The 22,440-nt window shown below is 44.2% G+C and carries 24 protein-coding genes and 2 tRNA genes; 12 read left to right on the top strand and 14 right to left on the bottom strand.

Translation table 11 applies throughout. The features are described from left to right. Positions 1-23: 23 nt before the first annotated feature. The gene (gene lpxO / locus FTV18_RS08385; protein ID WP_166136817.1) at positions 24-941 is read right to left on the bottom strand and encodes a lipid A hydroxylase LpxO; all 918 of its coding nucleotides are present in this window, start codon (positions 939-941) and stop codon (positions 24-26) included. A gap of 489 nt (positions 942-1,430) precedes the next feature. Here lpxO and fadB point away from each other — a divergent pair, with 489 nt between their 5' ends. The 4 genes from fadB to FTV18_RS08365 all read left to right on the top strand — a co-directional run bounded on the left by fadB (position 1,431) and on the right by FTV18_RS08365 (position 6,435). After that, positions 1,431-3,581 carry a fatty acid oxidation complex subunit alpha FadB gene (gene fadB / locus FTV18_RS08380; protein WP_159123725.1) on the top strand — a complete coding sequence of 717 codons (2,151 nt, stop codon included), beginning with the start codon at positions 1,431-1,433 and terminating at the stop codon, positions 3,579-3,581. 12 nt (positions 3,582-3,593) lie between these two features. Next, positions 3,594-4,766, top strand: coding sequence for an acetyl-CoA C-acyltransferase FadA (gene fadA / locus FTV18_RS08375; RefSeq protein ID WP_180017513.1), 1,173 nt, complete (start codon positions 3,594-3,596; stop codon positions 4,764-4,766). A 137-nt stretch (positions 4,767-4,903) separates the two neighbouring features. Beyond that, positions 4,904-5,728 (top strand): hypothetical protein, encoded by an 825-nt coding sequence (locus tag FTV18_RS08370; RefSeq protein WP_166136827.1) that lies wholly within the window; start codon positions 4,904-4,906, stop codon positions 5,726-5,728. Between the two features lie 173 nt (positions 5,729-5,901). Beyond that, positions 5,902-6,435 carry a hypothetical protein gene (locus tag FTV18_RS08365; protein WP_180017515.1) on the top strand — a complete coding sequence of 178 codons (534 nt, stop codon included), beginning with the start codon at positions 5,902-5,904 and terminating at the stop codon, positions 6,433-6,435. A 104-nt stretch (positions 6,436-6,539) separates the two neighbouring features. Here the strand turns inward: FTV18_RS08365 and tehB are convergent, their stop codons facing one another. The 7 genes from tehB to FTV18_RS08330 all read right to left on the bottom strand — a co-directional run bounded on the left by tehB (position 6,540) and on the right by FTV18_RS08330 (position 10,906). Then, the gene (tehB, locus tag FTV18_RS08360) at positions 6,540-7,403 is read right to left on the bottom strand and encodes an SAM-dependent methyltransferase TehB (protein ID WP_180012027.1); all 864 of its coding nucleotides are present in this window, start codon (positions 7,401-7,403) and stop codon (positions 6,540-6,542) included. A 189-nt stretch (positions 7,404-7,592) separates the two neighbouring features. After that, complete coding sequence (locus tag FTV18_RS08355) at positions 7,593-8,342, bottom strand: hypothetical protein (protein ID WP_159123719.1); 750 nt, start codon at positions 8,340-8,342, stop codon at positions 7,593-7,595. 242 nt (positions 8,343-8,584) lie between these two features. After that, a complete protein-coding gene (locus FTV18_RS08350; protein WP_159123718.1) occupies positions 8,585-9,085 on the bottom strand; it encodes a hypothetical protein in 501 nt (166 codons plus the stop codon). Between the two features lie 228 nt (positions 9,086-9,313). Further along, entirely contained in the window at positions 9,314-9,835 is a 522-nt protein-coding gene (locus FTV18_RS08345; protein ID WP_179991949.1) for a hypothetical protein, read from the bottom strand. Between the two features lie 204 nt (positions 9,836-10,039). Continuing rightward, positions 10,040-10,115, bottom strand: a tRNA-Phe gene (locus tag FTV18_RS08340). Between the two features lie 136 nt (positions 10,116-10,251). Next, positions 10,252-10,327: transfer RNA gene (locus FTV18_RS08335), tRNA-Phe, on the bottom strand. A 201-nt stretch (positions 10,328-10,528) separates the two neighbouring features. Further along, a complete protein-coding gene (locus FTV18_RS08330; protein WP_004781604.1) occupies positions 10,529-10,906 on the bottom strand; it encodes a GNAT family N-acetyltransferase in 378 nt (125 codons plus the stop codon). A gap of 96 nt (positions 10,907-11,002) precedes the next feature. Between FTV18_RS08330 and hisB the strand changes: the two genes are divergently transcribed. The 5 genes from hisB to FTV18_RS08305 all read left to right on the top strand — a co-directional run bounded on the left by hisB (position 11,003) and on the right by FTV18_RS08305 (position 14,983). Then, on the top strand, positions 11,003-11,596 hold the full coding sequence (hisB, locus tag FTV18_RS08325) for an imidazoleglycerol-phosphate dehydratase HisB (RefSeq protein WP_005232589.1): 594 nt from the start codon (positions 11,003-11,005) through the stop codon (positions 11,594-11,596). Then, positions 11,596-12,213 carry an imidazole glycerol phosphate synthase subunit HisH gene (gene hisH / locus FTV18_RS08320; protein WP_004781601.1) on the top strand — a complete coding sequence of 206 codons (618 nt, stop codon included), beginning with the start codon at positions 11,596-11,598 and terminating at the stop codon, positions 12,211-12,213. Before hisB ends, hisH begins: the two co-directional genes overlap by 1 nt. Before the next feature lie 133 nt (positions 12,214-12,346). Then, on the top strand, positions 12,347-13,027 hold the full coding sequence (locus tag FTV18_RS08315; protein ID WP_373686946.1) for a 3'-5' exonuclease: 681 nt from the start codon (positions 12,347-12,349) through the stop codon (positions 13,025-13,027). 222 nt (positions 13,028-13,249) lie between these two features. Next, positions 13,250-13,984: a 1-(5-phosphoribosyl)-5-[(5-phosphoribosylamino)methylideneamino]imidazole-4-carboxamide isomerase gene (gene hisA / locus FTV18_RS08310; RefSeq protein ID WP_005232592.1), complete on the top strand. Its 735-nt coding sequence runs from the start codon at positions 13,250-13,252 to the stop codon at positions 13,982-13,984. A 69-nt stretch (positions 13,985-14,053) separates the two neighbouring features. Then, on the top strand, positions 14,054-14,983 hold the full coding sequence (locus FTV18_RS08305; RefSeq protein WP_180017517.1) for a DMT family transporter: 930 nt from the start codon (positions 14,054-14,056) through the stop codon (positions 14,981-14,983). A 65-nt stretch (positions 14,984-15,048) separates the two neighbouring features. Here the strand turns inward: FTV18_RS08305 and FTV18_RS08300 are convergent, their stop codons facing one another. Genes FTV18_RS08300 through FTV18_RS08290 form a run of 3 tightly spaced genes read right to left on the bottom strand, consistent with a single transcriptional unit; the run spans position 15,049 to position 17,065 of the window. Beyond that, positions 15,049-15,444, bottom strand: coding sequence for a hypothetical protein (locus FTV18_RS08300; RefSeq protein WP_004781593.1), 396 nt, complete (start codon positions 15,442-15,444; stop codon positions 15,049-15,051). Between the two features lie 20 nt (positions 15,445-15,464). After that, positions 15,465-16,091, bottom strand: a complete 627-nt coding sequence (locus FTV18_RS08295) for a DUF1294 domain-containing protein (RefSeq protein ID WP_180017519.1) — start codon at positions 16,089-16,091, stop codon at positions 15,465-15,467. 26 nt (positions 16,092-16,117) lie between these two features. Next, positions 16,118-17,065 (bottom strand): homoserine kinase, encoded by a 948-nt coding sequence (locus tag FTV18_RS08290; protein WP_034170208.1) that lies wholly within the window; start codon positions 17,063-17,065, stop codon positions 16,118-16,120. Between the two features lie 113 nt (positions 17,066-17,178). On the opposite strand from FTV18_RS08290, the gene hisF reads away from it, so the two are divergent. Continuing rightward, positions 17,179-17,937 carry an imidazole glycerol phosphate synthase subunit HisF gene (gene hisF / locus FTV18_RS08285; RefSeq protein WP_004781588.1) on the top strand — a complete coding sequence of 253 codons (759 nt, stop codon included), beginning with the start codon at positions 17,179-17,181 and terminating at the stop codon, positions 17,935-17,937. Positions 17,938-18,275: 338 nt separating this feature from the next. Here hisF and FTV18_RS08280 read toward each other — a convergent pair whose 3' ends face one another. Beyond that, complete coding sequence (locus FTV18_RS08280; RefSeq protein WP_179991945.1) at positions 18,276-18,869, bottom strand: hypothetical protein; 594 nt, start codon at positions 18,867-18,869, stop codon at positions 18,276-18,278. 108 nt (positions 18,870-18,977) lie between these two features. Here FTV18_RS08280 and FTV18_RS08275 point away from each other — a divergent pair, with 108 nt between their 5' ends. After that, positions 18,978-20,048 (top strand): AraC family transcriptional regulator, encoded by a 1,071-nt coding sequence (locus FTV18_RS08275; RefSeq protein ID WP_180017522.1) that lies wholly within the window; start codon positions 18,978-18,980, stop codon positions 20,046-20,048. 72 nt (positions 20,049-20,120) lie between these two features. On the opposite strand, the gene FTV18_RS08270 is transcribed toward FTV18_RS08275, so the two are convergent. Next, the gene (locus FTV18_RS08270; protein ID WP_180002502.1) at positions 20,121-20,366 is read right to left on the bottom strand and encodes a hypothetical protein; all 246 of its coding nucleotides are present in this window, start codon (positions 20,364-20,366) and stop codon (positions 20,121-20,123) included. Between the two features lie 85 nt (positions 20,367-20,451). Further along, positions 20,452-21,549 carry a DNA/RNA non-specific endonuclease gene (locus FTV18_RS08265; protein ID WP_180017525.1) on the bottom strand — a complete coding sequence of 366 codons (1,098 nt, stop codon included), beginning with the start codon at positions 21,547-21,549 and terminating at the stop codon, positions 20,452-20,454. Positions 21,550-21,815: 266 nt separating this feature from the next. On the opposite strand from FTV18_RS08265, the gene FTV18_RS08260 reads away from it, so the two are divergent. Continuing rightward, on the top strand, positions 21,816-22,373 hold the full coding sequence (locus tag FTV18_RS08260) for a hypothetical protein (protein ID WP_180017526.1): 558 nt from the start codon (positions 21,816-21,818) through the stop codon (positions 22,371-22,373). Positions 22,374-22,440: the final 67 nt, after the last annotated feature.

The raw sequence follows: 22,440 nt of genomic DNA, 5'->3' as shown, positions 1-22,440 counted from the left end.
CGCTTTATTTTTTATGTTGCAGCTTAGGCAAACAGATAAGGACGAATAAAGATCAGGAAGAAAATACCCAGCATCAGGAACCATTTCAGGAAATAGTACAGCTGGCGGTTCTGTGCTTTTAAAGCTTTGGCTTTTACCCGGAGTTGATAGACATAACCAAAGACTTTGTTTAAGCCACCAGTCTGATCCCCAACCTCATTCGGTGAACTGGCTGCTGTCATCACTTTTTTACCAAACCAGTGATTGAAGCGTTCCATCCAGCGGGTTTTTAAAGGTCGCTCGACATCAGCAAAGAAAATGATCCGGTTCTGGTCAGTCTTGTTTTCGGCATAATGAATATAGGTTTCATCAAATACCACGCTCTCGCCGTCGCGCCAGGAATAACGCTGACCATCGACATCGATAAAGCAGCGGTCATCATTCGGGGTCATTAAGCCCAAGTGATAACGCAATGAACCGGCATAAGGGTCACGATGACGGACCAAACGGCTATCGGGTGCCAGCTCGGTAAACATGGCCGCTTTAATGGTAGGCAAAGTTTTGAGCAAGGCGGTAGTTTTTGGGCAGAGTTCTGCTGCAGAGGGATGCGCCGAGTCATACCATTTTAAATAGAAGCGTTTCCAGCCAGTCTTAAAAAATGAGTTAAACCCCAGGTCATCATATTTGCTCGAAGCCTTGATCCCGCCTTTCTGATAGAGTGCCTGTGCTTCGTCACGAATCATTTCCCAGTTTTCATCCAGCACTTTTAGGTCTTTAAAATGCTGCGTATCGATATAAGGCTGATTCGGTACGCGTGAAAAGGCGTACATCAGAAAATTGATCGGTGCAAACAGAGTCGAATGGTCAAAAAACTGGCGATAAAAAGAATGCCGAACTGTGCCACGTCGCTGAATATATAACGCTGAGATGACAAAGATGGCCAAAATAATCCACTTAAGCATATCAATACCCAAAAAATCCTAGCCCTAAAAAAGAACGGGGAAAAATAAAAAAGTCACATCTGGGCCGCATTATAACAAAGCTGCTTTTGCTCTCCCTACCCGCTTGTAGAACACAGCGTTGCATACATTTTCTTACATCCGTATCGAATAATTTGAATCTCAATTGACTATTTTGACCAAAACACCACACAGCAAACATTCCCTATCTGGTCAATTTACGTTATAAAAACAGCGCGACAGCAATAAAAAAGTGAAATTGAAACAATAACTTCATTACACTGCGATAACGGTTCACTGTATTCCGGACATGACAACACCTTGATTGAGCGATGAAAATTGATGACCCTTGCGTCACGGCTTGATACAACTTGTGTTGTTCTTTTTGGATATAGTTATCGTAAGATTAGCGAAGTAAAAAAGTGCGCGGGAAATGCGCGCTTGCTTCACAACATCAACTTAGAAGTCCTCCAAAATAAAGGAGATCAGGGCATGATCCACGCTGGCAATGCCATTACCGTCCAAATGCTTGAGGACGGAATTGCAGAATTCCGCTTTGACTTACAAGGTGAGTCGGTTAACAAATTCAACCGTGCAACGATTGAAGATTTCAAGGCTGCGATTGACGCAGTTTCCGCTGCTGACATTCAGGGTTTAATCGTGACTTCAGGCAAGTCTACATTTATTGTAGGTGCTGACATTACTGAATTCGGCGATAACTTTGCTCAAGGCGAACAGGCAATTGTTGACTGGGCACTACCAGTTCATGAAATTTTTAACAGCTTCGAAGACCTGGACATTCCTAAAGTTGCCGCGATTAACGGTATGGCACTAGGTGGCGGTTTCGAGATGTGCTTAGTCTGTGACTACCGTGTGATGTCAGAACAGGCGCAAGTCGGCCTGCCTGAAATCAAACTTGGTATCTTCCCTGGTTTCGGTGGTACGGTTCGTTTAAGCCGTCTGATCGGTATCGACAATGCAGTTGAATGGATGGCCATGGCTACTCCGAAAAAACCGGCTGCTGCACTGAAAGATGGTGCTGTTGATGCGGTTGTGGCTGCAGACAAACTGAAAGATGCTGCGATTGACCTGTTGAAACAGGCAATTCACGGTCGTTTAGACTGGCAAACAAAACGCCAGGAAAAACTGGATCCAATCAAGCTGAACATGCTTGAGCAAATGATGGCGTTCAATACGGCGAAAGGTGCGGTTCTTGCAAAAGCAAACCCTGCTCAATACCCAGCGCCAAAACTATTGCTTGATTCTCTTCAGGCAGGTGCAAGCTTACACCGCGATGAAGCGTTAAAAGTTGAAGCTCAAGGCTTTGCGAAAGCTGCGGTAACTCCACAAGCAGGTGCGTTAATCGGTCTGTTCCTGAACGACCAGGTTGTGAAGAAAACTTCTAAGAAATATGAACAAGGTGCACATCCAGTGAACCAGGCTGCCGTTCTAGGCGCAGGGATCATGGGTGGTGGTATTGCTTACCAGGCGGCAAGCAAAGGCACTCCAATCATCATGAAAGACATCGGTAACCAGCAACTTGCACTGGGTATGTCTGAAGCAAACAAACTGCTGACCAAGCAGGTTGAACGCAAGAAGATGAAGCCAGCGCAAATGGGTGAAACCCTTGCTCGCATCCGTCCTACTTTAAGCTATGACGAGTTTAAAGAAGTCGACATCGTGATCGAAGCAGTAACTGAAAACCCGAAAGTGAAAGGCATCGTACTGAAAGAAACTGAATCTAAAGTACGTGAAAACACGATCATTGCGTCAAACACCTCTACGATTTCAATCACGCGTCTGGCTGAAAATCTGGAACGTCCAGAGAACTTCGTGGGTATGCACTTCTTTAACCCGGTACACATGATGCCACTGGTGGAAGTGATTCGTGGTGAGAAGACTTCTGCTGAAGCGATTGCAACGACTGTTGTTCTTGCTCAGAAAATGGGTAAAACACCAATCGTAGTGAATGACTGCCCGGGCTTCCTGGTAAACCGCGTACTGTTCCCTTACTTCGGTGCATTTGACCTGTTACTGAAAGATGGTGCTGACTTCCAGCAAATCGATAAAGTGATGGAAAAATTCGGCTGGCCTATGGGTCCTGCTTACCTGATGGACGTGGTTGGTATCGATACTGGCGTTCACGGTGCAGAAGTGATGGCTGAAGGCTTCCCGGATCGTATGAAACCTGATTTCAAAGGTTCGATCCAAGTGATGTACGAAAACAACCGTCTGGGTCAAAAGAATGACGTTGGTTTCTACAAATACGAACTTGACCGTAAAGGCAAAAAAGCCAAAGTGGTTGATCCAACTGCATACGAGCTTGTGGCATCTGTTGCAACTGCTGAAAAACGTGAATTTGATCCTCAAGAGATCATTGACCGTATGATGCTGGCTTTCTGTAACGAAACTGTTCGTTGCCTGGAAGACAACATTGTTGCAACTCCGGCTGAAGCAGATATGGCGATGATCATGGGTGTAGGCTTCCCTCCATTCCGTGGTGGTCCATGCCGTTATATCGACCAAACTGGTGTAGCTGAGTATGTTGCACTTTGCGACAAATACGCGCACTTAGGTAAGGCTTATGAAGCGCCGCAATCATTGCGCGACATGGCTGCTAACAACAAAAAATTCTACGGTTAAGGAGTGACGTGAATGGCTACTTTAAATCCACGTGACGTTGTGATTGTTGATGGCGTACGTACTGCCATGGGCAAATCGAAAAACGGTATGTTCCGCAATGTACGTGCCGACAGCATGTCAGCTGAACTTATCCGTGCGTTGATGGTTCGTAACGAATTCGACCCGAATGAAGTTGAAGATGTAATCTGGGGCTGTGTGAACCAGACTCTGGAACAAGGGATGAACATTGCGCGTAACATCGCATTGTTAGCTGATCTTCCTAAGACTGTTGCAGGTCAAACGGTTAACCGTCTGTGTGGTTCTTCTATGCAGGCAATCCACACTGCGGCTGCACAGATTGCGACTAACCAGGGTGATATCTTTATCATCGGTGGTGTAGAGCACATGGGCCACGTAGGCATGATGCACGGCATCGACCTGAACCCTGCTGCATCTAAGCACTACGCAAAAGCATCAAATATGATGGGCCTGACTGCTGAAATGCTAGGTCGCATGAACGGCATTACTCGTGAAGAACAGGATGCGTTTGGTGTTGAATCTCACCGTCGTGCCTGGGCTGCAACTGAAAATGGTCTGTTCCAGAACGAGATCGTAGGCATTGAAGGTCATAATGCAGATGGCTACAAAATCTTGTGTGATATCGATGAAGTGATCCGTCCAGATGCGAACCTTGAATCGTTCAAATCTTTGCGTCCAGTATTCGATCCGAAAGGCGGTACAGTGACTGCTGCTACATCTTCAGCATTGTCTGACGGTGCATCTGCAATGCTGTTAATGTCTGCTGAACGTGCTCAAGCACTTGGTTTGAAACCACGTGCTGTGATCCGCTCTATGGCGGTTGCAGGTTGTGATGCTGCAATCATGGGTTATGGTCCTGTACCTGCAACTCAAAAAGCGCTTAAACGTGCTGGCTTAAGCATGGCAGATATCCAAACCATCGAGTTAAATGAAGCGTTTGCTGCTCAAGGCTTATCAGTGATGAAAGGCTTAGGTGTTTATGAGAAGCAAGACATCATTAACTTAAATGGTGGCGCGATTGCGTTGGGTCACCCGCTTGGTTGTTCTGGCGCGCGTATCACGACGACATTGCTAAACGTAATGGAGCAACAAGATACGCAAATCGGTCTTGCGACGATGTGTATCGGCCTAGGTCAAGGTATTGCAACAGTGATCGAACGTGTTTAATTCTTAAATAATTCGAGACAGAAAACCCCGCTTATTGCGGGGTTTCTTTATTGCGAACTATTCATTCAAAGTTTTGTAAAATACACATAGCCTTATTTATGATAAAGTTGAATATTAAATATAAATTTAAAATAATTATGAAAAAATATTTAGCATTTACAGTTCTGAGTCTAAGCTTGGTAGGATGTGCCAGCACACCAAAAGCACCACAATCTGATTACTTTGCAAGAATTCAAAAAGAATTTAAAACCCAACCTGTGGCTATCTTGACAGATGCCTGCCTACTACGTAAAGAACTTGGTGACAGTCATATTTTACTGGATCAATCTAATCGTACTGCCGAAGCAATATCTCAATCATTGGTAAAACAGTTAAACCAGAATGCGGTTCAAGTGACCAAAACCTTCCAGCCAACACATTGCGGTTTCTTTGAAAAGCGTACCATTCAGACTTATAAAAAACGTAATACTTTAGAGTCGCAACCTGAATATTTAGGCACTTATCCTGTTTTGGCAGCCAACCAACCTGCAATTACTGATCTGGATGGTGCAAGTATCCAACTGCTGCTTCAAAAGAGTTTTAAAGCCAGCCATGGGCGTTATGCGTTAAGCAATAACTATCAACCTGTAGATATTGATATTACAGATCGCCTAACTGACCATCTCAAGCCTGTGTTAGGCACATCTAAGGTTCTGGTCATCCAGGTCTTAGGACAACAGCCTTCTTTAGGAAAACGGATTGGTAATATTGCCGGCACAGCTGCTTTCGCAGTTTTAACAATGGGTGTAGTTGTAGCAGATGATCCAGTACCTACGGAAGGCCAATACTATGTACTTTCTTATGTTGATTTGGATAAGAAACAAATTTTATGGTCTAAGCATCAAAAATTCGATGGAAAACTTTATCAGACCGGCCCAGTTAGCGTAACGACACCAAATATGCTAAAACCTTTGGGTCTTTAAAATAGAAATAAATAAAAAACCCTGTTTAATAACAGGGTTTTTTATTTAAAAGAATGTTATCCCTTTGTAAATTTAGTTGAATATTCAACCAATAAAAACTTATCCATCAGCCACTTATATTTGACAGGCGTATCATAACCCCACATTTCTCTCCTTTATTTATGGGGTTATGCATGAAAATGCTTAAAACACTTCTAGCAACTGCAATCGTTGCAACTTCAGCTTCTGCTATGGCTTCTGCAACAGTTTCTCCTGTTGCTGCAATGAAAGAACAAGCAAAAACTGTTGCCGCTCAAACTGCTCAACAAGCAACTGCGCCTGCACAAGCAAAAGTAGCGACTGTTAAAGCACAAGACTCTGCTGCCAAAGCTACTGCTGAGAAACAAGCGGCTGTCGCTAAAGTAGAAGCAACTCAACAACAAGCTGCTCAAACTAAAGAAGCAGCAAAAACTGAAGCGGCTCAAAAAGTAGAAGCTGCAAAAGCTGCACCTGCAGATATGAAAAAAGTAGCGGATTCTAAAGTAGAAGCTGTGAAAACTGATGCAGCTGTAAAAACTGCTGAAGTAAAAGAAGCAACTGTAGCCAAAGCTGAAGAAGTAAAAGCTGCAGCAGCTCAACCAGCAGAAGCAGTAAAAGCAGCACCTGCTGAAGCAGCTGTAAAAGCCGAGAAAAAAGGCTGGTTCTCTTGGTTTAAAAAAGCGGCTTAAGATATTTTAAATCCATAAAAAAAGATGTCCGAGTGACATCTTTTTTTTGTTTTTTGGCTCTTTCAGATTTAAAGTCAAAAATATAAAGACCTATAAATCTCTTATTAGACCTTTCGGGCTAGCATAGTCGCAAAATGCTGCTTGATCCGGTTGCCCTGCTCATCTACTCGGTGTAATTCACCGACATTTTCATTATATTTCACCAGATTCCAGCCTTCATAATAGGCACTAAGCTGTCCCGGCTTAAAACTAAACGGAAAGTCTGGCTGTACCGGAATATCATCGGTATCCATCGCACAGACAATCAGGTTATAACCGCCCGGCACTGTCGCCTGCTGCATCTGTGCAATAAGTGGTGGAATGGTATCGGCCTGCAGGAACATCATCACCACTGTACAGCAAATGAAGTCATATTGACCCTGAATACTGGGGTCAAGATTTAAATCCCGTTGCTGAACCTGAATATTCCCGATTTCTTCATTCTGAATGATCTGTCTTAAGGTCTGTAGACTATTTTCATTCACATCCCAGGCGTCGACTTCAAAACTGTTCTGACTCAAATACAACGAATTGCGGCCTGAACCACAACCGACATCCAGCACACGACCACCCTTTAAATACGGCATAGCTGCCAGAATTTCCGAATGGGTCGGGCTTAGCTGATATTTCTTGTTAAAGTAATCCTCAGGTTTGCAGTAAAAACGCAGCTGACATTCTGCATCTTCACTGGCAGAAATAATCTTATGCCATGCCTGTGGCTCAATGAACGGTGGTTGCTGCTCTGGCGTAAATACATGTTGAGACTGTATATGACCTGACGGATCCAGCATGGCAAAATGCAGCTCACCTTTGAGCACAGTCAGCTTTGCCCAAGTGCCCGCTTTGGTATTGTGTGGCTGCTTGAACCCTTGTGGGATAGCTTGCTGCATCCAGACCGGAAATTCTTTATAACATTTCAATTGTTGCATAAAAGATTGTGCTCCCTCTTCTCGCTTTCCGTCTGCAAACATGCTTCTGGATATTCATTTTTCTTAAGCATAGCTGGTTCTCTTACCAATGAGAACTGGCACATCTTTGATGTAAGCAATGCAACAAGACTAATTCTGACAGAAAAACATCATGTCATTTAGAGATAAGAAATCATAAGATCCTTATACTTAGAGTTTGTTCTCTGCCTCTTTAAGTGCCTGCTGATCCACTTGAGTCATTTGCTGATTGAGCTGCACTATTTCCTGATACAGCTTATTGAATTGCTTTAAGGGTGCATCTTCATAGAACATAAAGGTCTGGTTTTTCTTTTCCCATTTATTGTTTTTCAGCACCAGAAATAGCTGGTCTGCTTTGGCCAGACTCTGTTTTTCAATTTCAAAAATTGCATGGGCATTATCCTGCTGCTGATTGGCTTTCAGATTATCTGCCAGCTGCTGACGATAGCGGTTTTTAATGTCCAGCTGTTTCACCTGCTCTAACTGCTGGGTTGCCCGCTGTTGAATTGTCTGTTCATAACCATCGACAATTTCATGCACACGCTTCAGCATGGCTTCGGTTTCTTTATAGTCTTGGGCTTGATCTTTGGCTAAACGGTCAATGTCCAGAAAACGATCCCAGTCCGCTGCTTTGAGGTCACGTAAATACTGATTGCGAGCCTCGGCACGATCACGCATCTGACCCAGAATAAATTGGGCCATCACGGCATAATCCCCATCCAGACGATCATCTTCCAGATCAATCTGAATCGGTTTAGACCAATCCTGTGCCTGTTGCAAAATAGATCCAGTTTTTTCTTCCAGTACCGTTTCATATTCTTGCAAATCGGCCTGCTGTTTCTGCTCTACAGAATTTTGATAAAATAACCAGATCAAAATTGCCAGTACCACTCCAGCGATAATCATAAAAACACGGGGCATCTACACGCTCCAGGTCTGTCATCCAGATCTTGTTGATTTTTTACACTATGCTTATTTTTCCAGCATAATTCAAGACATAGAGCTTTTCACATTTGTGAACGTGCTTCCTCAATACTGAAAAAATGAATCCAGTAAAAAGCCTGAAGAAAGGAAATAAGTTTTTAACCCACCCTTTCTTCATGACGTGATCTGGCTATACCGAAACTGACTGACCTGATCAGCCTGGCCCATCGGATTGTGTGCTAGCGTGAACCAAAAGGCAGCCTGAGCTCAAGCCGATTCGGATCAAACTGTTCCCGGACGATCTGGACATTGGTTGCATTCCGGTCAATACCGAAAGGTTGCAAAATCACATAGATTCCGTTTCTTGGATCTGAGGACTGCAAGCCTTGCGCTACTGCCAGTACATATTCCCGGAACACAGTAGGCAGACTGTCCAGATCTGGATTAGGCGCTGCTGCCCCCATGTCAATATTTGCAACGACATCACCATCGACACTATAAGCCTGGATATCGCGTTCAATTTTCATCAGGCGCATCTGCAAAGCCTTACGCTGGCTGGCACCTTCCTGATAAGGCGTGATTTCAGTTACAGCCCGCATTTCAGGCTCTGCCATGACAGTTAAGGTGGGAAGTATGGTTGCTTCAGAATGAGCAGGAGCTGCATGACTCAGTACAGGGAGAGTAAAAGCAGTACAGGTCAGCATCAGGCCCAAGCTTTGAATGGATTTTAGGAGATTCATCTTATTACCCCTCGGTTGGAAAAGGGAAAGCGTCAGATTAAATCTTACAAGTAATACAGCTTCTTATTGTTAAGTTTGATAAACGGTCAATCGAATCCATTACACCCTCATAAAGCCAACCAGCAAATCAGGAGCAAAGCTCCTAAAAAATATGAATTATTCAGAAGTTAGATTTAAAAAAGCAAAAATCCCCAATATGGGGATTGATTTGCATTACTGGCTCATCCTTTAAGGAGATCTTGGAAATTGCGCTACAGGAGATGGATTGTTGTAGTTTTCTAATAAGCCCAGATTCACCTTGTCCAGATTAATCTGTAGTTGAAGACCGCGTCCTGGTTGCAAGCTGCTGCTACGATCGATCCCGACATTCTCCAGCAGTGTATATAGCCCCTGGGTTGGATCACCAGATTGTAAGCCCTGGGCAATGGTCATCACATACTGTTGCAGTGCAGGTGACAGTAAACTCAAATCTGGAGCTTGGGTCGGCTTAATATCGAGGTTTGCCAGCACATTTGGATTGACCATAAAATTTTCTGCATCCTTAGTTCCCCGGATTACCTGATGCTGCAAGGCAAGACGATTGGCTTCATTCTCAATAAACGGGACATAGCCAGTCTCATTACTCATTTCAGGTTCAGCCATAATGGTCATCGTCGGTAAGGTAAGTACCGGTTTCTGTTCTTCTGCATGTACTGCTATGCTCAATGTACCTAACAGAATCCCAAATAAAGATGTTTTTAGACTATTCATGGGCTTTCCCCCTACTTCAAATTTCACAACCTGAGTGCCTTTATCGGTTGCTAAAGTCTGTATTTAATTATCTATTAGATTACCTTGATTATTTTGAGAACTCATTCCTGCTCAGATGAATGGCAAAACAAGTTAATTCTTAGGCTGAATCAAAAATCACAGGCGAAAAAAAACCTCAAACATTGTTTGAGGTTTTTTCGAATATGGTGGCGAGACCCAGGATCGAACTGGGGACACACGGATTTTCAATCCGTTGCTCTACCAACTGAGCTATCACGCCGATGCGGTGTATTAAGCCGTATCTGGACACATTAGTCAATCGAAATTATGAAAAAAAAGATTGAGTGTCTGAATTTTGGCCTAAAAAAAATCCCTGATGGGATCAGGGATTGAAAACTTTAAAATCGTTTTGAATATGGTGGCGAGACCCAGGATCGAACTGGGGACACACGGATTTTCAATCCGTTGCTCTACCAACTGAGCTATCACGCCGATGTCGCGTATTAAACAGTTTCAGCTCTTAATCGTCAAGTACATAACGTATAAAAATCATCAAATGTTTACTTTTCCATCGATTTGCATGTTTATACAGCAATATTTTCATATTTTCAGCAAATACCTGACTAATAAAACAAATTGAATCCGGTATTTACAAAAAAAGCAGCCCGAAGGCTGCTTGGAATTTATCTGTATCTAAATTTTTTCAAGATTTGCCAGACAACGGTGAATGGCTCCGCATCCCGGTACGAATGCTTTTACTCCTTTTTCCTCTTCCATACGGCATGCCTCACTCACCAGCCTTTCTGCAACCCCGCGTCCACGGTTGGCCGGATGCACCACAATATTTTCCAGGGTTCGGCTTTCGCCTTGTCCCGTGCACCAGATGGCGCCGATGATTTTGGTGTTAAATTCTGCGGTATAAAGTAAGGTATACTGTGCAAGGTTTTGCTCTAGATGTTCAATGGCATCTGCCCCATCACTAAATTCAGGGCTAGTGTCATACAGTCGCTCAAGCTGGCTGCGCACTTCGTCGTTTTCTAGAGAAGTATAAGCATGTACGGTAATAGGCATTGATAAACCCTCCTGAGCAATCTAATATGCGGTGACGTCGTCACGGCGAAAATATTTTCTACATCAATCATTTTGACGTATTTGAGGAACGTGTCTATGACAGATCGTATCAGTGAAGTGGTAAGAAATACCAACGAAACCAAAATTCGAGTTCGTTTGAACCTCGATGGTACTGGTCAAGGCACTTTAAACACTGGTATTCCATTTTTAGATCATATGATTGATCAAATCAAGCGACATGGTCTGTTTGATATTGATATTCATTGTGATGGAGATCTGGAAATTGATGACCATCATACCGTAGAAGACTGTGGTATTACCTTAGGTCAAGCGTTCGCTCAGGCTTTGGGTGATAAAAAGGGCCTACGCCGTTATGGACACTTCTATGCGCCGCTTGATGAATCTTTAAGCCGTGTCGTGGTGGATCTGTCTGGCCGTCCGGGTCTGTTTATGGACATTCCATTTACCCGCGCCATGATTGGCCGTTTTGATGTAGACCTGTTTTCTGAGTTTTTCCAGGGCTTTGTCAACCACTCGCTGATGACTGTACACATTGACAACCTGAAAGGTAAAAACAGTCACCACCAGATCGAAAGTGTATTTAAGGCATTTGCCCGTGCACTGCGTATGGCATGTGAAGTTGATCCACGTGCTGCGAATACTGTTGCTTCAACCAAAGGTACCTTGTAATGACCCGTATTGCCCTTCTTGACTATGGCATGGGAAACCTACACTCAGCAGCCAAAGCACTTGAACACGTCGGTGCAACGGTAGATGTGACTAATGATCCAAAACTGATTGCCCAAGCCGACAAAATCGTTTTTCCGGGTGTGGGTGCAATGCGTGACTGCATGCAAGGCATGCATGAAGCCGGAATTGATGAAGTGGTACGTAATGCCGTGTTCAACAAACCGGTATTGGCCATCTGTGTCGGTATGCAGGCCCTGATGCAACGTTCCGAAGAAAATGGCGGTGCGGATGCACTGGGCATTTTTGCCGGTGAAGTCAAACACTTCCCGGAAATGGCAGGTTTAAAAGTACCGCATATGGGCTGGAACCAGGTACATCAGGCCGATCCAAGCCATCCAATGTGGAAAGACATTGCTCAGGATGCACGTTTCTATTTCGTGCACAGTTACTATGTGGAACCACAAGATCCAAGCATCGTGGCAGCGACCTGTAACTATGGTATTGATTTCTGTACTGCCCTGCATAAAGACAACCTGTTTGCGACCCAGTTCCATCCGGAAAAGAGCCATACTGCAGGCCTTCAATTGCTAAAAAACTTTGTGGATTGGAATATCTAATCCAATACATTCAAAAAGCTCGCATCATGCGGGCTTTTTTATGGGCTACAGCTTAAAATTTTATTTTTGAAAAATAATTCACATCCAAGCTTCCTTCTCTAAGGTATGCTCTATTCAACCTGAATATTCATCAATGGAAGATGCTTTAATCATGGATACCCAGCTTAACGATATTCTGCCGAGTAAAGAGGCAATAGCGACTTTTCCACCTTTTCAAAATATCGCGCCTGAAAATATTGTGGTGATTAACAGCATTCAGCAATGTGAAGCTCTACGCGAAGAACTTGGGCAGATCGCAGTCTTTGGTCTGGACACTGAGTCTAAACCGACCTTCAAGGTTGGTGAAGTGTCCACTGGTCCGCATCTGATTCAGCTGGCCACTCTGGAAAAGGCCTACCTGTTTCAGATGAATGCTGCCATTTGGGATTTTCTGAAACCGATTTTTGCCAATCGAGACCAGATTAAAGTTGGTTTTGGCCTGAAAAATGATGCGCATCTTTTCCGTAAAAGAGGCATTGAGCTGAACAGTGTGATTGAACTGTCAAAGTGCTTTGGTGCGTTCGGCATTAAAAATCCTCTTGGATTAAAAAATGCGATGGCTTTGCTATTTCAGGTGAATTTTCCTAAATCAAAACGGGTTACGACATCGAACTGGGCGAAAAAACATCTCAGTCAGGCACAAATTGAATATGCGGCTGCAGATGCCTATGCACCTTTACTGGTCTTTGAAGAATTGCTGCACCGTGGCTTGGGTCCTAAGGAAGTTCCCAATACTTCACTAAAATTGAAAATTCGCCCGCATTCAAAATTTTGAACAAACAGAAGATCAGTTTTCTAGCGAAATATCATTTTGATATCAGACTCCATCAGGAGTATTGCAAAGAATAAAAAAATTGAAGAATAAAATCCTGTCACTCCAGCATATCTTCAGACAGGTTTTCTTTTTTCATACCGTTTAAGAGTTAGAAATTTCGACTTTATTTGCTAAGATGAACTCACTGAAATTCATTCTAAAGATTAAGCAAGGAGCGAAAGCATGCTGATCATCCCTGCAATTGACCTGAAAGATGGCAAATGTGTCCGTTTAAAACAAGGTCGTATGGAAGACGATACCGTATTTTCTGACGATCCAGTGGCAACAGCACAGCATTGGGTAAATGAAGGCGCTCGCCGCTTGCATTTAGTAGATTTAAATGGTGCTTTCGCAGGTACACCGATTCATAAGCCAGTGGTAGAAGCCATTGCCAAATCACAGCCAGAATTGCCTATCCAGATTGGTGGCGGGATCCGCTCGCTGGAAACCATTGAGCATTATCTGGAAGCAGGTGTATCTTTTGTGATTATTGGTACAAAAGCAGTGCAAAATCCTGAATTTGTGGAAGAAGCATGCAAAAAATTTGCAGGCCATATTATTGTGGGTATCGATGCCATGAATGGCATGGTGGCAACCGATGGCTGGGCGAATGTGACTGATGTAAAAGCGACTGATCTGGCGAAACGTTTCGCGGATGCTGGCGTGTCTAGTATTGTTTATACCGATATTGCCCGTGATGGCATGATGCAGGGTGTCAACATCGAGCAAACCGTACATCTGGCACAATATTCAGGTCTGCCTGTGATTGCTTCAGGTGGCGTAACCAATATGGATGACGTGCGTAATCTGAAAGATCAGCCTGGCATTTTAGGTGCGATTACCGGTCGTGCGATCTATGAAGGCACTTTAAATCTGCGTGAAGCACAATTATTGCTGGATGAACAAGAAGCGCTATAATAGCATCTGCTGAAAAAGAGGTCTGTGGACCTCTTTTTTTATTGTTCAATTTTTTTGATCCTCTCTCCCATGTCAACATCCGTTTCCCAAACTCCCTCTATCTGGAGAACGAAAGTTCCTCAACTTGCTCTGATCCTCATTACCATCATCTGGGGTGGCAGCTTTATCACTGTACAATATGGCCTGAATTTCAGTAGTCCGGTGATCTTTGTCGGATTACGCTTTGCAGCGGCGGCAATTGCCGTAACTCTGCTGTCGCTGAAGCACTTGAAAGGCATGACGCTTAAAGAAGTGGCAGCGGGTGCCATCATTGGGGCTGTGATTGCGATCGGTTATGGAACACAAACGGTGGGCTTGCAAACGATTAGTAGCAGTGAATCGGCCTTTTTGACTGCGCTATATGTTCCCTTAGTGCCTCTAATGCTGTGGCTGCTATTTCGTAAGAAACCGCACTTCATGACCTGGGTCGGTGCCCTGTTTGCCTTTCTTGGTCTGGTCTTTTTAACCGGTAATGGCTTTGGTGCCATCCAGCTGAATTTTGGTCAGGTTTTGACTTTGCTCGGCTCGATTGCCATTGCGCTTGAGATTATTTTTATCAGTCATTTTGCTCCGAAGGTGAATACCCGGCGTGTCACCGTGCTACAACTCATTTTTGCCTCGCTATTTTGTTTTCTGATGGCACCGATACTGGGTGAATCTCAGTTACCTGACTTTCACTGGCATCTGGCAGGTATTTTGGTCGGTCTCGGTATTGCCAGTGCCTGTATTCAGCTGGTGATGAACTGGGCACAGGAAATGGTAGATCCTTCCCAAGCTGCAATTATTTATGCCGGTGAACCGATCTGGGCAAGTTTATTTGGACGTATGGCGGGAGAACGTTTGCCTGCGCTGGCACTTCTAGGCGGATTGATGGTGGTACTTGGGGTGATTGCCAGCGAATGGAAGCCAAAGTTTTTTAGAAAAGAAAAAATAGAAGAGTTGAAGGAAGATCTTTCCTAAGCTTATGAACTCCCCCTCTTAGAAAAGGGGGAGTTTTTTATCTAGAGAAATAAATATAGCTAATCTTATTTGGTATACATCGGTCGATTGTCATTCAGACGCATAATGCCGCGAATCGCGCGATAGACAATCCAGATCCAGGAAACAAAGACCACAACCAGACAGAAAGTAGATGCACCAAAAGCGACGCCTGCAAACAGGTCCGGATCTTCATGGGTAAAGAACAGGAATAGGAACGGCACAAAGGCTACAATATTCCAGAATAGATACCACCAGAAACTGCGGATTTGCCAGGTAAAGTGGCTTTCAAAAATCGAGCCTCGTACATCCGAGCGCTTCACATAGTTAATAATCAGTGCAATCACTGCCAGCAAGCCACCACTAAAAATGGCCACGATATATAAGATATAAAGAATCAGGGTTAGCGTGCGATTTGAGTCTTTATCAATTGAATAGTTCATCTACGCTCCTGTGATTGTTTCTAGATATTCAGGCTGTTAAAGGGAGAAATCAGCCATATAATCAAAATGATGTTAAAAGCTATAGTACAAAAATAAATTTGCCGGAAGGGTTGTTTTTGTGTTTTATGACGTAATTTTTGCTGTGCCAGCCAGGCTGCCGGCCATCCTCCTAGAAAAGCTACCAAATGCAGGGTGTTTTCAGGAATACGGCGATTGCCCAGTTGTGCCGCTTCCTTATCCTGGGCATATAGCCAGTAACTGAGAACATTCATCAGGCTCACCAGTAACAGGATCATTCCACTCAACAATCCGGCTAAACTGAGTCCCGCCAGTACCAAAATATAGGCCACAGAAGCAACCTGCATCGGCTGTAGTTTTTCTGGCTGGCTTCGGCCTGATGTTTTAGTTTTTGTTTTTGCCATTTTGGTTTGTGATGCTTTCAGGTACATAACCTGCTGGGCACGATAACGTCCCTGCTCATCTAGAATCACCAGATAATCTAGCGCACAACCAACAATTGGCCGTGGACCGGGACGGGCAAAATCTTTGATATGCAAAAACACGCGATCTTTGGCCGGATCATTGGGCTGAATAAAGCCATAGCCTTTGTCATCAAACCATTCTACCAAACGTCCCTGATCGCGCATTTTGCCTGTTCCTGTTTATTTTTAATTTAAGCTGTCACAAATTTTAAACGTTCAATCAGCATGTTACGCATCTCTTCCGGATTTTTTTGCAGAATATCTTCACCGGTGCGGCCTTCAGCCGCATTTTTCTGTGCCACCTGTAAACGCATCATCCAGAAACGGCCCGCAGCCATTGCCAGGTAAAGCTCCAGACATGATTTTTCATCCTCAGTCAATGGACGCACAGTTTCATAGGCTTTTAAAAAGGCATTGGCCTTTTCTTCATTTAAAGTAACTTCCGGATAATTGGTACAGAAGTCATTTAAAGTAATTGCAATATCAAACAGGAATTCATCTTTATTCAGCTCGTAAAAGTCCAGAATACCTTTCAGTTGGTCACCCTCAAACAGGGTATTGTCACGGAACAGATCCGAATGGATAAAGCCACGTGGACGATCCGGATATACTGCGGTTAAAGCTTCATACAGGCCCAGAAGTTTACCCAGTAAGACTTTATCTGCTGCGTTCAGACTCGGTTTAATTTCCTGTGCTACGTTATACCAGTAGGCATGGTCACGGACAAAGGCGCGCTCAAGTTTAAAATCTTTCAGTGCGACATGCATTTTGGCCTGAGCAATGGCAATCGCTTCCGCCTGCGCAACGGTAGATGGCATCGGATGCTCGCCCATCATGCGTGGTGCAATTTGTGCCGGCTTATTTTTTAGCGTATGAATGGCTTTGCCTGAGTGGGATAAAGGCACAGGTACGGCCAGACCTGCCTGACCCAGATGCTGCAAGACCGGCACCAGTTCTCCAGCGGCCTGTTCATCCATATCTTCAAAAACGGTCAGCACATATTGCTGGTTTTCGCAGACCAGAAAATAGTTCGTATTCTGGATACCTCCTTGAATGGGAATCAGATCAATCACCTCAAGTCCATAAGGTGCTGCGAAATCCTGAACTTCCTTTAAAGTCAAAGTGGTATAAACCGACATAGAAAACCTGCGAAAAAACTTACATATTTTTGCTAGAATACCGTTTCCATCTACCAAGGTGTAGCGCTTGCGTGGGTGAGTTTCATAATCGGCTGTAATAATTGGAAAAATTTATGCTAGCTAAACGTATTATTCCTTGTCTGGACGTCGACAACGGTCGCGTAGTCAAGGGTGTTCAGTTCCTTGATATTCGTGATGCGGGTGACCCGGTAGAAGTGGCACGCCGTTATAATGAACAAGGTGCCGATGAAATTACTTTCCTTGATATTACCGCTACACATCATGGACGCGACACCACTTACCGTACCGTTGAGCGTATGGCTGAATCTGTATTCGTACCGCTTACCGTAGGCGGTGGCGTGCGTAAAGTCGAAGATATTCGTCTACTATTAAATGCAGGTGCGGATAAAGTCAGCATCAACTCGGCAGCCGTCTTCAACCCTGAGTTTGTACAGGAAGCCTCACAGCGTTTTGGCGCGCAATGTATCGTGGTAGCGATTGATGCCAAAAAAACTGGCGAGAATAAATGGGAAATCTTTACCCACGGCGGACGCAAACCGACCGGCATTGATGCCCTGGAATGGGCAGAAAAAATGGCCAGCTACGGCGCAGGCGAACTGTTAATTACCTCTATGGATGCCGATGGCACCAAAGCAGGTTATGACATTCCACTCATGCGTGCTATCAATGACCGCGTCACTGTACCAACGATTGCCTCTGGTGGCGTAGGCAACTTGCAGCATCTGGCTGACGGGATTATCCATGGTGGTGCCGATGCAGTACTTGCCGCCTCTATTTTCCACTTTGGCCAGCATACCATTCCTGAGGCCAAGGCTTATCTAGCTGCTCAAGGTATTGAAATGCGTCTTTAAACGACAGCCTTCAAATGAAAAAGAGCGTGAATATCACGCTCTTTTTTTATGCATTATTCTTAGAAATCATTTAAATTCTGGACAAAAAAAAGGAGTCTTGCGACTCCCTATAAAAACCAAGAAGAACTACAGCACTTGGTATCTTTGACATTTACAATATAACTCAATCTGTATGCAGGTTGATAAGACTTTCAATCATCAACAGACGCAAATATAGGTGAAATCCTGAGCGCAATATTGACAATATATGCAGAATTTATTGACAAATCACGACAGGGTTAACCAAAGTGAGAAATGGTTAACATTTTATGTGGCAGATTACTCGAATTTTAAGTTATTTAATCACGATCTTTAGCCCATTTAGCCGGGAAATAACGCTGGGTTAAGTGGGTTAAGCGCATAGAGATCTGTTCCGGCAAGACAATACCAAGGGGATTTTTCTCCTGTAAATCTGCTGAGGAAATCACCCGGGTTCCCATTAAATAATCAAACCAGGGCTTGGTTACACACCAGTTGGCGTCTTGGTTACTATTCATATGGTGATCATAATGCCAGGGAATTTTTTTTCTGGCCCATTCTGGCTCCAGATGTGCCCGCCGATGCATATAAAAATAATTGCCTGCACTATACAGCGTGGCCAAAAACATACCTTTGGACAAGGGATAAAAAGCCAGCCCGAATACGCTTGCTGCGACGGCCAGTGAACCGATTTCATTGCGGATTCGCCAGTTTTTCAAACCTTCCACATAGGCATAATCAGAAAATCTGGTCTTGCGAACTTCACGATGATGTTCCCAATGTGAACGCATGCTGTCCGGCACTGGGCTATAACGCGTCTGCCCTGCTCGATGCGTACCATGCAGCACATATTTATGCGCAAACCATTCAAAGCCATTGGCTACGACCAGTCCTGCTAGAAAGCCTTTCCACATGATCTTTTCCTCCCTGTTTGTTTACACTATAGGTCAAACAAAGGGCTAGATATTGACCGATAATTTCAATATCATTGACAAAAAACGACAGAACAAAAGAATTAAAAAATGCACGTTCCCCAAGATTATGTCGGTTCGGTATATGGTGGTTTAGGACATTTGCTTTTGGACTATTACCAGCTCAAACAACTGGACATCCCCAAGAAATTATTTGCGATCCAGAACCTGGAGCGTTTTGATTATATTCTCTGGCGCGATCTGCTCAGCCAGCTGGACCAGGAGTTGCAGCGGCCGGCACTCGGCCTGGAAATCGCGCAACTGGTGCAGGCCAAACATCTGGGTATTATTGGCTATCTGGCATTATCCAGTGAAACGCTGGGCGAAGCCTTTATGCGTTATCATGACTATCATCGCCTGATCTATGATGGCAGTCCTTTACAGGTCAGTCTGGATCGAGATTACCTGTCCATTTCCTGGAGCGAGATTCCGTTTAAAGTGAGTACGCAACTCACAGATGAGATTGCTATCGCGCTCATGACTGAATTTATTCGCTCAAGCATTCTTGACCAGCATCAACTGCATCTGCATGAAGTCCATTTTCAGCATCCGGTCAATAAAAATATTGCGGTCTATGAACAGTATTTCCGCTGCAAGGTCCGTTTTGGACAGGCCAAAAATCAGGTATTGATTCCTGTGAGTGAAATGTCTACGCCTTTAAAGAAAGGTGATCAGACCTTACAGAAATTACTGATGCAACAGGCAGAAGCGGTGCTGGAAAAACTTCCGAACTCCACCCAGATTGATCAGCGCTTGCAACAGGCGATTCTGGTGGGTCTGCAGAAAAATATGTTCCAGATTGAACATATCGCCAAACAGATGAATTTTTCTGTACGTCAGCTACAACGTTACCTGCAAAAACAGGGTCAGACCTATCAGCAGCGTATGCAGGAAATCCGCTGCATGATGGCCATGCAATATCTGAAAGACCCTCATCTGAGTCTGCAGGAAATCAGCATGCTGCTTGGCTATTCTGAGCAGAGCGCATTTCAGCGTGCCTTCAAGCAGTGGACGGCTCAAACACCACAACAATGGCGCTCAGAATATCTAAAAACCCAGGTGCAGGAAAAATTTCTGGACTATCCTGCTACCGCAGAGATTAATGTCCCATATCAGATTTAAAAGTTTGAATAAAATAAAAAAGCTCCTCATTAAAGAAGCTTTTTTCTAGCCAGAATAGTGATTAAGAAATTTCTATAAAAATGGATTTTCAATTTCATCTGCATCATTGCGTTCAATTTTTTCTGGCAGATCCGGTGTTTCTTCGAGTTGCTGCACAATATCATTTAACAGTGCCTGCAAAACTTTGGCCGCCTTGAGACCAGCCTGGTCTTTAGTAATTTGCAGATTGCCATACAGACTGACACGGTCCAGATCATTCTCAACTGTCAGATCATGAATCGCATGCGATTCGGTTCCATTTTCAAATGCTTTAAACATTAATTTCTACTCTGTTTTATTATTTTTACTCACCTGTCTTCAGCATGCTACCTGAAGCCTGCTTTTTACAGCAAGCTCCTTTTCACTATTTCAGCAGCTGCAGGATGTATTGCAACAAGGCCTCAATCAGCTGTTTAACAATCGTGTCCTGGGTATCATGATCGATCCCGTTCTTATTAACTGATGAGCTGGTATTGCTTGTACTGGCCGAACTTGAAGCCGACGGTTTGAACTCACGCTGCAGTTTTTCCAGATCTTCTTTTGGCACGTCTTCAGCACACTGGCTTTCTGCGTCCCAGTTGGAATAGGCAATTTTCTGGTTGGCCTTCACGGCATTTGCAGTCAACGGCAGATGATAGGTATTACGTTTCTGTTCTTCAGTTAACTGAGGAAACAGGTTAATGCCGAGCTGCTCTTCCAGATAGCAGACACTGACAATGCGAACCTTGAGCGAATTATCATTAGGTGCATAGTAGGCACCAATGGCACCAGTTTTCGGCATGTAGATCGCTTTATACACGGCAGTTGGTACAATTACACCCTTGCCAATAGTTTTCAGCTTTTTGGCAGCAAAGACCGGCCCGGTCACTACATATACGTCCTGCTTCTGCTTGGTCACAATGGCACGGGTTGCTTCTTCCAGCTCACGCCAAACCTGCTGATTGTTCTTTGGTGCCTGCGGGACCATATTGGCCAGCGAGAAACTGTCAGACTGTGAAGCTTTATTTGGCATATCTGCATTTGGCGCCATATGGCCTCGGTCATAGCCTGAACCCCGGTAGTCAGCCAAAGTCGCGCGATGAGCAGCACTCAGTCGTGTTTCTTCATGGAAATTGTCTTCACGTGGAATTTTCTGGCTCAGACGCTTCGGTGTTAAGGCCTCCGCCACCCATAGTGGCGTTTTGGATACCCCAGAATAACCCACATTAAAGCCATTAAAACACAGTGAATAACTGTCTTTTTTCAGGCTGTCTTTCATTAAGTATGGCGGGATGTCCCGGTAAAACTGTTCCAGACAGCTCGAATTCGATGTAGAAGGCAGAGAAATCCACTGACTGATTTTTTCCTGGCCAAACGCAATCGCAAAACTCCCGGAAGCGACCATTGCCAAGATCACTTTCACGCTATTTTCATTAAAAAACTGAAAAACTGAATTCTTCGACTTACGCTGCTTCTTTGCCATGCTACACGTGCTTTTAAGATCAAAATCGGGGGTTTTGCGAGCTTAACAAGCCATGTATATGAAGTATATCTTACCCTCTTTATTTGCCTAATAATTACACAATCTACCCCTATATTCTTAAATCTTGTAACAAAGTGTCGTTTTTTTAGTGAGCTTTCAGCGCGGTTTTTTAACCTTTAAGTAGCTTTGATTGTGACCTCGTCTTGAGTGTGCAAAGCTATTTGACTACTCAAATTACGTACAATTATTAGCAATGGAGTTAATTTATGAATTCCAAACTATCTAAGTTATTAGGTCTCGGAATATTTACAAGTGTGATCAGTGCCGGCGCATTCGCTGAGCCTCCTGTACAAGCGGGTGAAACACTTGAAAGCTTATCTAAAGCTAAAATTAGTACCACTGTAAATGGTCAGCAAGCCTCACTGGAAAGCCTGGTGAACTCTGGACAGATCCGTCTGGTAAACCAGCCAATGTCTGCACCTGCTCAGCCAGGCCAGCAGCCACAACAATCAATGCCAAATCAGCCAATGCCAACACCAGGCATGCCTGATGCACCTGTTGCACAACCAGAAATGCCGGATACCAATCCAGCTCCAGCCAATCTTGAGTCTGAACCAGCAGCCCCTGCTACAGAACAGGAAATGACTATGGGTGAAGCTGTAGAGCAACCAGCTCTTGAAGAACAGCAAGCTGCTGCACCTGAAGCGGCTGCGATGACTGAGCAAACTGAAATTGCAGTAGAAGCTGAAGCTGATCCTGCGGTAGATGCACCTTTAAACGCCGCCCCTGAAATGCCGATTGAGACAGAAGCAACAGAACAATAATTTGTTATAAAGCTTTCTAAATTTCTCTCCCCTAAAAAAACCAGAGCCTAGCTCTGGTTTTTCTATT

It is taken from the genome of Acinetobacter sp. YH12241 (genome assembly GCF_013417535.1).
Taxonomy (GTDB): Bacteria; Pseudomonadota; Gammaproteobacteria; order Pseudomonadales; family Moraxellaceae; genus Acinetobacter.
Note: the sequence above shows the minus strand (reverse complement) of the source record. Positions and strands in the feature narration are given on the sequence as shown.